At 59.9% G+C, this 12,819-nt stretch carries 12 protein-coding genes; 9 read left to right on the top strand and 3 right to left on the bottom strand.

The window, feature by feature from the left end; all coding sequences use genetic code 11:
• Positions 1 to 469: 469 nt before the first annotated feature.
• The 7 genes from AB7D48_RS02130 (at position 470) to AB7D48_RS02100 (ending at position 9,748) form a co-directional block, all read left to right on the top strand.
• Entirely contained in the window at positions 470 to 733 is a 264-nt protein-coding gene (locus tag AB7D48_RS02130; RefSeq protein WP_427975651.1) for a hypothetical protein, read from the top strand.
• Between the two features lie 594 nt (positions 734 to 1,327).
• Positions 1,328 to 1,522 (top strand): hypothetical protein, encoded by a 195-nt coding sequence (locus AB7D48_RS02125; RefSeq protein ID WP_427975649.1) that lies wholly within the window; start codon positions 1,328 to 1,330, stop codon positions 1,520 to 1,522.
• Positions 1,523 to 1,574: 52 nt separating this feature from the next.
• The gene (locus AB7D48_RS02120) at positions 1,575 to 3,458 is read left to right on the top strand and encodes a hypothetical protein (RefSeq protein WP_427975647.1); all 1,884 of its coding nucleotides are present in this window, start codon (positions 1,575 to 1,577) and stop codon (positions 3,456 to 3,458) included.
• Between the two features lie 77 nt (positions 3,459 to 3,535).
• The gene (locus AB7D48_RS02115; RefSeq protein WP_427975646.1) at positions 3,536 to 3,724 is read left to right on the top strand and encodes a hypothetical protein; all 189 of its coding nucleotides are present in this window, start codon (positions 3,536 to 3,538) and stop codon (positions 3,722 to 3,724) included.
• A 154-nt stretch (positions 3,725 to 3,878) separates the two neighbouring features.
• Entirely contained in the window at positions 3,879 to 5,600 is a 1,722-nt protein-coding gene (locus AB7D48_RS02110; RefSeq protein ID WP_427975644.1) for a hypothetical protein, read from the top strand.
• A 448-nt stretch (positions 5,601 to 6,048) separates the two neighbouring features.
• Positions 6,049 to 9,021 carry a hypothetical protein gene (locus tag AB7D48_RS02105; RefSeq protein WP_427975643.1) on the top strand — a complete coding sequence of 991 codons (2,973 nt, stop codon included), beginning with the start codon at positions 6,049 to 6,051 and terminating at the stop codon, positions 9,019 to 9,021.
• A 67-nt stretch (positions 9,022 to 9,088) separates the two neighbouring features.
• The gene (locus AB7D48_RS02100) at positions 9,089 to 9,748 is read left to right on the top strand and encodes a hypothetical protein (RefSeq protein ID WP_427975642.1); all 660 of its coding nucleotides are present in this window, start codon (positions 9,089 to 9,091) and stop codon (positions 9,746 to 9,748) included.
• On the opposite strand, the gene AB7D48_RS02095 is transcribed toward AB7D48_RS02100, so the two are convergent.
• On the bottom strand, positions 9,745 to 10,164 hold the full coding sequence (locus AB7D48_RS02095; RefSeq protein WP_427975640.1) for a hypothetical protein: 420 nt from the start codon (positions 10,162 to 10,164) through the stop codon (positions 9,745 to 9,747). The two genes, AB7D48_RS02100 and AB7D48_RS02095, sit on opposite strands and share 4 nt — an antisense overlap.
• Before the next feature lie 4 nt (positions 10,165 to 10,168).
• Positions 10,169 to 10,579 carry a hypothetical protein gene (locus AB7D48_RS02090; protein WP_427975638.1) on the bottom strand — a complete coding sequence of 137 codons (411 nt, stop codon included), beginning with the start codon at positions 10,577 to 10,579 and terminating at the stop codon, positions 10,169 to 10,171.
• Positions 10,580 to 11,229: 650 nt separating this feature from the next.
• On the opposite strand from AB7D48_RS02090, the gene AB7D48_RS02085 reads away from it, so the two are divergent.
• Positions 11,230 to 11,484 carry a hypothetical protein gene (locus AB7D48_RS02085; protein ID WP_427975636.1) on the top strand — a complete coding sequence of 85 codons (255 nt, stop codon included), beginning with the start codon at positions 11,230 to 11,232 and terminating at the stop codon, positions 11,482 to 11,484.
• 41 nt (positions 11,485 to 11,525) lie between these two features.
• Here the strand turns inward: AB7D48_RS02085 and AB7D48_RS02080 are convergent, their stop codons facing one another.
• The gene (locus AB7D48_RS02080) at positions 11,526 to 12,209 is read right to left on the bottom strand and encodes a recombinase family protein (RefSeq protein WP_427975635.1); all 684 of its coding nucleotides are present in this window, start codon (positions 12,207 to 12,209) and stop codon (positions 11,526 to 11,528) included.
• Between the two features lie 163 nt (positions 12,210 to 12,372).
• Between AB7D48_RS02080 and AB7D48_RS02075 the strand changes: the two genes are divergently transcribed.
• Entirely contained in the window at positions 12,373 to 12,720 is a 348-nt protein-coding gene (locus AB7D48_RS02075) for a hypothetical protein (RefSeq protein ID WP_427975634.1), read from the top strand.
• Positions 12,721 to 12,819: the final 99 nt, after the last annotated feature.

Below are 12,819 nucleotides of genomic sequence, written 5' to 3'. Positions count from 1 at the left end.
TCGTTCGGGCCGAGCGTTTGAACAGGGGCGCTATGGTAATCACCGCCAAGACGGCGATGATAAGTGCCAGGACGGCTAAGCCGGGAATTTGGTAGGACGGTGGCATGCCGGAATGATACATGTCTGGATGGTTAGGCCAAGAGCCTTGTGGCCCACGCTTTACCTAATCGCCATCCCGCCGTCCCCATTCAACACCGCCCCGGCCAGCCATGAACCTACTATGTCCAGCCGGGAAACTGTTCACCTTTGGGAGGCTAAATCATCAGTTAAATCAGAGCTTTATATCGAAAAAGTGGGGGGTAGCATGCCCCTAAGAGACAACCACCGTTACCTCATGGTCCGCGAGGTCCTTAAGACCACCTCATGGACCCCGCTCGCCACCGCCATGGCCTCCACGTAGTGGCCAGACACGGCAGGCGCCCTGAAAGAAGCCCTGGAGGACCTGCTTGCTAATCAGCCGTGCGGTCTAATGGATGAACCGCAGGGCCAGGACAACGCCTGTAATCCAGATGGCAAGGGCAAGATTAGCCTTCCAGATCATGCCGCGTGTGGTCTCGTGTTCGGCCCGGTTGTCAGCCTTGGCAACCTCAAGGTCCTGCCGGGTTGCTGCGGTGTTCATGACCATATCTTGCATCCCTTCCGCCAGCCGTTCCGCCTGTTCGCGGGTAAACGTGCCGTCCGCCGCAAGGTGACGCGTGAGGGTCAGCCTGTCAAACGTGGCGGCCTGAAATAAGGGCGTTTGGTACAAAACGCATCATATGAAATTTTCGTTTTAAATCAAATGACTGCAAGGGTTAAGGGGGGATAGCACCCCCCATAGAGAGAACATCCCGCCCCCAGGTCACCATAGGGCCCTTCCATCGCCCTCCCGGACCCTCCAGCCCAATACCATTTCCCAGCATCTGGATGCCATCGGGCGGCGCCGGGCGTAATCCGCTAGGTGCCTTGCGTCCGTCTGGGGGCCTGTAAGCGCCTTGCCTACACATTTAGAAACATGCTGTTCCCTGCTAGATTTTATCGAAAAAGTGGGGGGTAACTCATACCTAAGAGACAACCACCGCGAGGACTTGCGCTAAACTGCTCGCGTTCGGTCCCTACCGGCCTATTCTGAGTAACCGGATACCACATTCTGGGTCCTCTTTGGACCCTTTCGGCCAGTTCGCAAACCTGTAGGTAAACCCAGGGGATCTACCAAATATCGGGGGGTAGCATGCCCTTAAGAGAGAAGGAGGCGGCCAGTCCCTCAAGGACCCTTTCGGCCCTCCCGGCACCTCTCGGCCTTCACCACTAAAAATTTTGCACGACCGCAACCACGGAGAAGCAAACCATGCGCCGCAAGTCATACGGCGATAACATCACCATTCGCACCAGCCCCACCGAAGATGCCCGCCTGCTCAAATTGGCGGATGCCGCGCGGGCCGCTGGCGTTAACTATCCGAACCGCTCAGGAATCATCCGCGCCGCGCTAAATATGGCGGTTGAGGAAATGGATACGTTCCTGCGGTATCTGCCCCAGGCGTAACCAGCGGGCAGTATCCCCCCTTTTTAATACCAAGAAGAACAAATGGAATTCTATGAATCTCGCAAATGCTTTTACAAACTCCGGTAGCCTTTCGAACAACATCACCGCATCCACACCCGTTGACTCCAGCTTCCTCCCCGGCACCAGCCCGTCCGTTATGGCTTGGATGGGTCCGGCAGCGCAGATGGAGAGTGGTAACAGTGCCACGGCCCAGAACCCAGGCTCCAGCGCCTCTGGCTTGTATCAGTTCACGGACGGGACCTGGGATGGCCTTGTGAACCAATATGGCAAACAATACGGCCTGACGGCGTCCGGCAAGAGCGACCCCAAGCAGCAGAGAATTGCAGCGCAGCTAATCGCCCAGAACGAATATCTGCCAGCCCTCCAGTCTGCTGGCATCACCAATCCCAGCCCAGACGATATTGAACAGGTTCACTTCTGGGGAGTCCCGCAGTTCCAGAAACTGGTAAACGCAGGAGGACCTAACGTCCCCCTAAAGGATGCTCTAGGCTCTGAATTTGATTCCGTGTATGCGGCCAACAAGGACCTGTTCGGAAACAACCCGAATATCACGGTGGGACAAGCGGGCGCTGCGGTTGACGCACATATGCCCGCAGGGCGTGGGGACACCGCCATGTTGCCTCCGTCACTCGGAGGATCATATGCGGGCACCGGACAGACCCTGGCGGGGCAGCAGCCCAGCCCCGAAATGCCTAATGCCCAGACGCCGCCTGGGGCCGGAGGACCGCCGCCAGGGGCGCAAGGACTGTCGATGCCCGGCGGTGGCCAGATGCCGCAGCCGCAGGTGGGCAGCAGGTTTTCTCCGTGGCAAACCACACTTTTACGGATGGCTGCGGGCGCGGCGGGTGGCGGAAGTTCGTTCCTGGGTGGCCTAGCCGGAGCCGCAGGTGCCCTGACGGATGGCCAACAGGCGGATTACGCCAACCAGATGAAGGGCGTTACTGCCCAGCAGAACCAGCGGCAACTCAACCAGCAAGATGCGTACCGGCAAGGAATGCTTGGTCTGGCGCAGCAGAAGAATAAGCTGGACGTGATACAGTCCGCCGCTGCCTTGGCGCAGATGGGATTTGACCCTAACTTGGCCATGCAGGCGGCCTCTGGTGGTATGTCGCAGCAGCAGGTTGCGCAGGCGTTAGCCAAGGGTCCGAAGGGACTGGGCAAGGTTTCGGCTGGCGACACTTGGATGGTAAATGGTGTTTCGTACACGCAGGAAAACCGGCAATATGGGCCTCCCGTGTTCTACAATAACTCCACCGGGCAGGTATCTCCAACCCTACCGGCAGGCGCGGTCCGTGCGCAGGACCCTGGCAGCAAGATTGGACAAACTGACGACGCCAACGCGGAACAGGCATTGTTCACGCAGGCCCAAGGAGCCAAGCAAACGGATATGGATGCGGCCCTTATCAATCAGGTTCTGCCCCAGGTTAGTACGGGCTCAAGCCTTGGTGACGTGCTGAGCCGGAACATCACACAGTTGACCGGCAAAACCGGCGTTGACGCTCAGCAAACCCTCAGCACGCTGCTGACCAGTCTACAAGGTAGCCAGTTACAGGCCATGCGTGGTCTGGGTAAGCTTGACTTGCCCGAGGTCAACAATGCCCTAAAGTCTGGTGCGAATATCATGCAGAACCCGACAGCACTTAAGGCCATATTGGCCTGGAAGGTAGCGCAGGGAAATTATTCGACAGATGAGTATGACGCCTGGAACAATGCCTCCGATCAAGACCGGGCGCAGGGTTTCCGCAGGTGGTCCTACAATTACGAGAAGCAGAACCCCCTGACCGATTACGTGAAGGGTTATATTCAGCAGAACGCACCTGACCTCATGGGCCAGGAAGGTTCAGCAGCATCTGGCAATTCCGGCCCCAGCAACGGGGGCGGCCAGCCGTCCCTCTCAAGTTTCTGGAGTAAATGATTGCCGCAATTTGACGTTCAGGGCGCACTCGCGGAACCTTCGCGTGAACACGATCTGACAACCAAAACAGGAGCACCATGAATCAATCCCTAGATGCCATCCGAGAGGTGGCCCGCCGTCTTGTGGCGGATGCCAACCTGTGCCCGCCCGGTGAACTCGCCATCCGCCTGCGGGAACGGGCGGCCACCTTACGCTGCGCCGTTGTACCCCTTGCTTTGGCCTTTGAGCCCCCGCCGGAAGCCACACAGTCACCGGCCAGCGCCTGAACGAAAGCCGGACATGACCATAGAGGAACGAGAGGGGCCGCCCGGTGCTGGGTTGGCCCTGGCTGCTTTTGACCGATGGACGGAGGCGAACGCCAAACATGGGCACCGCCCAGGCCCGCAACACACCAAGGCGATACGTGCCGCCTTAGATACCATGGAGGACATGGCCAGGGGACGCGCGGCGGCCAAGGTGTTCTTGAGTTCCCTGGACCCTGGCGTGGGCAAGACCCAGGCCGTCATCCACTTCGCCCGCGCTCTGGTTGCCGCCCAGGACTGCCGAGAGGTGGGTATGATGATCCTGGTGGGCCGCGTTCATGAGGCCGAGGAACTGGCGGGCGCCTTGCGGGACGTTAAGGGTTCCCTGGCGGTTTACGTCTCGGATAAGGCGGTGAATGCAGCGCATAGCGGCACTGAGCCCGGCAAGGCCCAGGTGCTGATTACTACCCAGCAGATGATTGAGAGGCGCATAAGGCGCGGCGGGTCTTTCAAGGCGCTGGCCGAGTTTCATTATGCTGGTGGGCCGCGTGAGGTCCGCGTGTGGGATGAAGCGTGGCTGCCGGGTGAGCCGGTGACGCTGGGGCGGCGGGAACTGTTGGCGCTTACTGCTCCATTGCAGGGGCGGTTTCCAAAGCTGGTGGACGCGCTGGAGACCCTGCTAACCGATCTGCGCGGGGCCGAGCGGGGCACCATAGTGGACATGCCGGACTTTGAGGCGCTTGGTGGTGAATCTGCCTTGTCTATCCTGGAAGAGTCAGGCTTGGAGAAAAGCCAGTCCATGTATGACCTGCTTAGGAAATTGCTGCGTCTGAGCGGTGAGACGGTGCGCACCGGCCATGATGGGCGCCTGGGAGAATCCTTGGTTTCCTACGCGGACACGGGCACGGTAGAGATGGCCCCTCTGCTGGTCTTGGATGCTTCCGGGCGTGTCCGGGAAACCTATGCCTATGCCGAGAAGGTCCGCCGGTGCCTGGAGTACATGCCACGGGCCGCAAAGGATTATAGGCCCCTCAAGGTGGGCGTATGGAGCCGGTCTGGGCGCAAGGGTTTGTTCCATGATGCCAAAACCCGCTTGCCGTTGCTGGAGGGCATAGCCGAAACGATCACAACCAAGCCGGATGAATCTTGGCTGGTGGTGACGCATAAGGATAAGTCTGGTGTCGTGCCTTTTGTGAAGGCGCTGGCAGACCTTTTGCCAAACAGGGCGGTTCTAGCCGGGAACATGAGTGGAGACCGCACGGGACCCGTTGTGCGTGTCATCACCTGGGGGCAGCACATGGCGGTGAATCACTACAGGGAGTTTCCCAACGTCATCCTGGCCGGAACCTTATTCATGCGAGACAGTGCCGCTATTGCCCTCACGCATCTCGCGCAGGGCCGTAAGGTTGCCGCCGGGTTCCGCCCCAAGGCTGAGATCAAGACCACCTATAACGGGGAAATCCGTCACCACGTCCTGCAAGCCCTGTGCAGGGGGCGAGTGCGCCAGCTTGAGGAAGAACGCTGCGGGGCCATGACGGCTTATGTCATCGCTTCGGAGCACTCGGGCATCAAGAACATGTTGCCAGAGATATTCCCAGGTTGTGAGGTTTTCGCGTGGCGAGAGGTTCCCAAACGGCCAGGAAAGAAACTGGATGCAGCCATCGGCTACTTAAGGGACCGTACGGAAGCCGGAGCGCAAGCAATCAGCTACCAGGAAATACAAGACCACGCAGGCGTTAAGTCCGATCATTTCGCCAGAGAGGTAACAAATCAACAGCTATGGAAAGAGGCGTTAATGGAAACCGGCTGGCAACCCGACAGGCCGAGACGCCCGCGAGGACTGGAACGCATCTTCACGGCTGAGAGTGATGCAGATGATGAACTGGATGAAGCCGCATAAGGACCGTGTGGTGACATTCACCGATAGCCGCCATTTACCCTTATAGTATCCTAGAGAAGATGGCGGTTATTTTCAGCTTCTAGGGGCCGTAAGGAACCAAGCGTTTCCCTCTCGTACCTCAGGTTTTTATTATTCAAGACAACATATCACAAACTAATAGGCCGCCTTTAGTAACGTTCAGGACGACCAGAACGGAAGCGGCCTAAGGTGTGTCTTGCCACCTGAAAGGTGCCGTTCAGGCCCTTTAGTAAACCTTCAAGGATTTATCATCATGGATCACAATCAAGAACCGTACAGCACGGCGGGCACGGAAGACCCCGCCTGTGACCTTCACGCCCTTAAGGAACCTCAAGGTATAGATGGGGCAACAGAAAGGCCCGCCAGCCCAGGCGGATCAGACGGGCCAGCCGAACCCCGCCCGAGCCTTTCCAGCTTCTGGAGTAAATGATTGCCGCAATTTGACGTCCAGGGCGCCCTCGCGGCGGGTTACTCGCCTACCGAGATCGCCAATTACATGGCCTCGCAGCCCAACTCTGGGTTTGACGTGTCGGGTGCCCGCAAGGCTGGCTATTCGGACAACGAGATCATCCAGCACCTATCCCAGGCGCAGCCGTCCACCTCGCCCGTCACGGCCCTGCGCAATTCCGCCGGTTCCATTGTGTCCGGCCTGGGCAACGCAGACAAAACCATAGGCCAGTTGGCCAACAAGTACGCTGGGGGAACGCTGGTAGGCAACGGCCTCCAGACCTGGGCGGACACCGCCGGTAACCTGCTGGACTCTGCCGGACAGGCCATCTCCGGTCCCCAGCAGTATGACGGCCAGTCCATCCACCGTCTGGGTTCAGACCTGTCCCACGGCAACCTTGGCGGTGCTGCTTACGATGCCGTTGGTGCCCTCGCATCCGCAGCGCCCTACGCGGCCACCGCTGCGCTTGACCCGGCTGCTGGGGCGGCTCTCCTGGCCACCTCTGGGGCCGGTAATACCATCCAGGCCCGTGAGGCCGCCCAGGGCGAGCAATCGCCGTCTGCGGGTGACCTTGTGGCTGGCGGTGCCTCGGCGGCCCTAAACGCGATTGGCGGCCCGATGGCCCATGGTGTCCTTGGCGGTATTGCCGGGCGACTGGCGGCCCCTGAACTGGCCGCTATGGCCTCACCCATTACCCGTGCGGCTGCCCGCGTGGGTCTTGGGGCTGGTGCCGGTGCTGCCACAGGTGCCGCTAACTACGCGCTGGACAACGCAGGGACCGGCCAGGGCAGCATGTCCGGCATGGCCAATGCGGCGGTTGAGGGAGCCGGTACGGGCGCTCTGGCAACTGGCGGGACCATGGGTGCCGGAAGGGCTGTGCAGGCCCTCCAGGAGGCCCGCACGGCCCAGCAAGCTGGCCCGCATGTCCAGGCTTACGCCCAGGCGGTTGCGCCATGGAACAGCGCGGTTCAGCAGGCTGTGCAGGGCCTCAAGGCGGCTAATCCGAATATGGATGATGCCATCCTCCAGCAAACCGCACAGGCCAAGGTGCAACAGCAGGGCGTGCAGGCTCCGGCCTATGACAGCATGACCCCGCAGGCCCGTGCAGGCATGGCTGAACTGGGGTTGCAGGACCTCTACCAGAAGCGCCTCCAGGCTGAGACGGCGGGCATGGGCCGTTCTGCCAGCACAGTGACGCCCGCCAATACCTTCAAGGGCGTAATGGATGATATTTCCAGCAGCATCCAGAACATCGGGGCTAGCCTCGTCGGTGATGGCACCCTCACGCCCGCCCAAGGCGACACGCTGAACGCTGCCGTGAAAGAGGCGGCGCGGAACAACCGCAATCCGGCGCAAGGCGGCCAGGACGCTGCCTATTTCAACACGCTGCGGGATCAGGTGGCGGCTCTGCCCTTGGACAAGGCAACCAGCAACACGCTGCTGCTGAACCTCCAGATGCTGGACATGGCGCAACAGAACTCGGTCAAGATGAACTCTCGCGGGCCGCTCCAGAACGCTGCCCGGTGGGCGGTGCCACTGGCCGGTGCGGTCATGGGTGCCGGGCTGGGTGCTGCCTCTGGCCATGGCGGCATTGGTCTGGGCCTGGAGGGCCTGGAAGGCATCGGCGGTATGTACGGACTGGCCAAAATGGCCGGGCATGGCGCACTCAACAATGCCCTTGCCACGGCTGACCAGCGCTTTGGGTTCAACCTCCCGCCAATCTTGAGGAACGCCCCGGCCTCTCAGGCTTACGCAGCCCGCATGGGTTTGCCGGTTGGTGGCGCTCCTGGCGATATGCAGCCGCTCCAGAGCCTACAGGCGCAGGCACGTCAGCAGGCAGCCGACAATCAGGCCCAGCAGGCCGCGCAGGTTCCGCCCCCGCTTACTCCGGTCCAGAAGGGTCAGGATCAGGCGGCGCGGTCCCTTGCGACAACTCTGGGTAACCTGGGCGACCAGCACCCGGTTGGTTTTCAGGCCATGCAGGATCTGTCTGGCCTTGGCCGTCCTGACCTGATTGCCCAGGCTATGGCGAAGTTCAACAGCCTTGGTGGTGTTCGTGGGGCACAGGACCAGATGGCCCAGCAGCAAGCCGCACAGCAGGCCCAGCAGGCCAGCCAGAACGCCATCACCCGCGCCCAGGTCCTCCAGGCTGCGAAGGGCAACGCGCAGGCCGTGAAGGATCAAGGATTCCTGGCGAAACTCCAGGGACGGACAGCACGGTCAAACGCCTTGGCCGTGTGGCAGCCGCAGGGAACGGGCGGCAATGCTAGGCCGGTGAACCAGCCCACCGGCTTGGACATGCTGACGGCGCTGGCGCAGGTCAAAGCGGATCAGCAGGCGGCCAAGGTGGCAGGTATCCGCCAAAGCCTGAACGCCGCTGACCCGCTTCTGGGCACCCATTGGCAGCGGGCAGCCTCGGCGGAAACAGGCGTTCCTGTCACGGCCATTCAGGATTACCTGCAAGGGCTACACGACACGGGCGGCATCTCACCCGAGGCGCATACATGGCTGAACGGCGTCCCCCGGTTACCGGCTGACCTGTACGGCGAAATGCTGGACCGCATCCGCGCCATCGGACCGGGCAGCAATGCCGCACCGTCCACCGCAACCATGGATCAGTCTGGTGTGAGGAACCAGCAATCCTATGGGGCCGCCATTCGCCAGCATGACGCCATGGCAGATGATATCCGCAGCCGTTACCCGGATATGGCTGACAAGGTGAACGCGCTGGTGACCATCAAGACGGCGCAGGGAAGACAGCAAGCCCTAGCCGGATGGCTCAACGCGGAGCGTGACCCGAATGAGCAGGCCCGGCTGGAGGAGGCTTTGGGACCGCTCGCCCAGTACGGCTGGAAGCCCAGCAGCGGAACCCCGCATCCTGACGTAATGGCCGGGATTGCCGCCCGCATATCCTATCAGAACCGTCCAGGCGCTGATTGGACCAATCGTTCCTAATCGACACCACCGACAACCACACGGACCCAAGGCGCTGAACGTGCCTTGCGGTCCCATGAGGAGAAACATGGACATTAAGCCGAAAGATGAAGGCATGACCGCGCCCACGCCTGATGAGTTGTTTCAGCAGAGCGTCGTGGAATTGCGGGCCAAAGAGCCGCGCAAGGTGCGCCGTGTGCGCTCCCCAACGCTGCGCCCCATGTCCGATAAGGTCCGGGCGTGGAACATGTCAGACGCCAACAAGGCCCAGCTACGGGCCAATATCGAAGCCGCCAAGGCCAAGCGAGGCGGCAAGCTACCAACACGCATGGGCGTTCCTGATGGCTGGAAAGGGCCGCAGCGCCGCCGCAAGCTGGCCGAGATACGGGAGCAGTCCCATAGGCGGGCGGATGACCTGCTGGACGCGCTGGTGACTCAAGGCGCCATTGACCTGCCAGACCGCCACACGGCCCTGGTTGGCGCCGACGGTAAGCTGAACGAGGACATGGCGGCCCGCTTGGCCCTCCAGGTTGCTATCAGTTTCGTGGTGGCCCGCGATGCCGAGACCGGCAAATACGCTTACACCTTGAATGACCGGCTGGCCGCCGCGCGGCTGGTTCTGAAATACACCAAGCCCAGACCGGAACAGAAGGCGCTGAGGGGTGGCAATGCAGCCGAGAGAGCCGAGGGGTTCCTTACGTGGCTGGGGGCCTGCCGGGAGCCTGCACGGAACGAACTTGCCGACTAGACGAACTCAAACGAGGGTTTCGGACCATCGAACTCGTCGGCCACAAAGCCGTCACCGTCCTCGTCGTCAGCCTCAAAGCCACCACCCGGCACATACTCCACATATTTGATGATCTGAACGGAGTTCATATAGAAACCTACGCCAGGATCATCTGCCGGAAATAGGGTAATCGAGCAGTTTACGCGAATGATCGAGCCGGAGCCCAAATTCACCTCGCGCTTAACCGGATTACCCTTGCTGTCGAACAGGGCAACCACACGCGGCTTGCCGTCCTTGGTGGTGGAGTTGGCGCTGAACTTGATGAAGCTCTTTTCGCCGTCCTTGGTGGTCTTAATGGGTTTCTTCTCTTCCCACACCTTCGCGGCCTTCTTGGGGCCGTAGGCGTCCACTAGCGCGTCATTGATCTTCTCTTTCATTTCCTCAAGGGCTTTGCCGGTCAGCACAAGCTTGATCGTGTACTTGCCGGTATCTTTGCCCTTGTAGGTCTCCGTCTGGTTCCTGCACCGCCGTTTCCTCGGCTTCCTCCATTTCTTCCGCGTCCTCTGGCTGGCTGGCGATCTCTGCCGCAGCGAAGTTCCATGTTAGCGTTAGGTTTCCTGCCTTCAATCGCCACCGATCAGCGGATTCCGGGTGTTCTTCAAGCCACCAGCCATAGCAGTATGCAGAATTACCCCAGTGCAGCCAAATCTCTAAATTAGTGCAGGGAACAACACAGGAAATATTCAGTAGCCGCCATGGGCGAGTACAGGCAGTTTTAAGATACCACCAAGCCGTGCAGGCCCATTCGGGAATTTGGGGCATGCGTGGTTTACGAAACTCAAAATGGTCCATGTAAGTGTACAAGAAAGGGCCTCCGGGTTGTTTGGAGTGGTGCCTTAAGTGCGCTGGACACCGTACGGGACACGGAGAGCATTTTGTGATTCTGCTGTAAATACCTTCAAATTAGTTCATTATTGTGAACTACTCCGGGTAGCAAAACATTGTACCAAATTTATACCAAGTCATGCACCAAGGCCGCCGAACGGCCAGACGCTGCCCCGGTGTATCCTTCACGCCCTCACGCGGCCCTCCAGGGACTCAAGGAAGCCGCTTGGGTACCTTGCCGCACCATCCCTAGCCGAAGGGCGCCTGTCGACTCCTGCGAGTCTGTATGAGTCAGGAAGGGCCATGTAGGGGACTGGCGAAAATAGTGGCGGAGAGCATAAAAAGATTCGAACCCATGCAGAAATGAATCGGTGCTATGCGGTTTCCGAATCGCTCTGATGTAGTTTGGAGAAACCGACTCTGCTGGGGAAGACGCTATGCCGCCTTGGATTCCATGGGCTACTATACCAAGCGTAATCACGCCGCTTGTGGCACTGTACGGCGCGGTGTTATCGACCATTAACTGGAGGAGCGCTGCGGCTAAGGATAAGCGCTCAATCCATGTGCGGCTGACCAGCTATATGGCCACATATACAAATGGGGCTTTTGGCCCGAGAATGGTCAAGATTGAGGCGATTAACGTTGGCCAGCGTCCGGTGACAATTTCAGAACTTGCTTTGCAAGCGCCAAACGGTCGAAAGCTTGTGTCCTACATGCCTTTTCGTGACGCCATGCCAGATACACAACTTCCAAAGTCTCTTGCGGACGGAGAAATGGCGGCCATGTCTTTGAGTTATAAAGATATAGAGGCGTATGTGCAGCAAGAAGGGTTCGCCTCAAGTGCAAAACTTGTGCCGCTGGCTACAGATTAGGCTGGTCACAAACACACAGGCACCGGATGGAGTTTTAGCGGTTAAATGGTCCGTAGCATAACCCTCCGCACCGCGTCAGCCGTCCAGGCCCCTCCCCGTGCCGTTTCCACCCCCTCGGCCCCCAGCCGTTCCGCAATCTGCCGTAAGGACAACCCCTGGCCCTTGAGGTCATCCACCAGGGGCCGCACACGGGCCGCAAAGGCATCGGCCTGACGAGACCGCGCCTCAGCCGCCAGCGTAGCATCAGCCTTTGGCCCTCCACGGTAGCCGCCCAGCACCTTGCCCCTGGCCTTGGCAGCCGCAAGGGCCGCTTTGGTCCTGGCGCTAATCAGTCCGGCCTCTAGCTCGCCAACAGCGGCCATCTGGGTCACCAGGAATTTTCCTACAGGGCCGGGCGGTATCTGAGGCATATCGCAGAATACCACGCCACCGTCCCCTGTGCCTTCTACTATAGAGAGTAGGAAGCGGGCATTGCGGGCCAGCCGGTCCAGCTTGGCCACGATCAGGGTAGCACCTTTCAGCTTGCAGGCCGCCAGGGCCTTGGCCAGTTCTGGGCGGTCATTGCGCTTGCCGGACTCAATCTCAACAAACGAGGCAACCACGCGCCCCGGATGGGCTGACAGGTAGGCGGTCACGGCTTCCTGTTGCGCCTCAAGGCCCAGGCCGGACCTTCCCTGTTTCTCCGTGCTGACTCGAAAATAGGAGATGAATGGCTGCTGGCTCATGTGTATGTCCACCGTGAATGTCCGTTGTCGGTGAACATACGGCACGTCCACGGAAACTAGCCGAGTCGATTAGGAATCCCTACGATTCGCAAAACGCATAACTTGTGCCGCCTGTGTGTTGGTACAGCTAGGGCTCCCCATTACATGACAGAGGATTCAGCCCATGCCTGACAGCCCCCAAGGTCTGCCGCGTTCCCATAGGTCCGTCGCGGTCAACCTCAACGGTCACGATATGGCGATTGCCATAGGGGCCGGGATTGCTTCCGGCTTCTCGGAGATTAAGCGCATGGAGCCGTGTGCCATGCGTGACCTGGAGATGACCGTCACGGACGCAATCGCCTTTGGCATGGTCAGGGGCATGAACAAGCTACGGGCCGATAAGCTGGACCTGGAAACAGCCATCAAGAACGGGATCACGTCAGCAGCGGTCAACTTGCTGATGATTGCCGGTCTGCTGGTTGCCGCTGGGTTTGGCTTGCGCTGGCTGGCGTCACTCGTTCAATTCAGTTGACCTGAACGGAACCGCGCGGCGCGTTCGGAAAATAAAAACGCGCCAAACGGTCCCTAAGCCGCCCGGCGAGAGTTCCAAAAAGGATTTCAAAAATTCCGT

The organism is Acidocella sp., assembly GCF_050253495.1.
GTDB lineage: Bacteria > Pseudomonadota > Alphaproteobacteria > Acetobacterales > Acetobacteraceae > Acidocella.
This window is presented reverse-complemented; position numbering and strand designations above follow the sequence as displayed.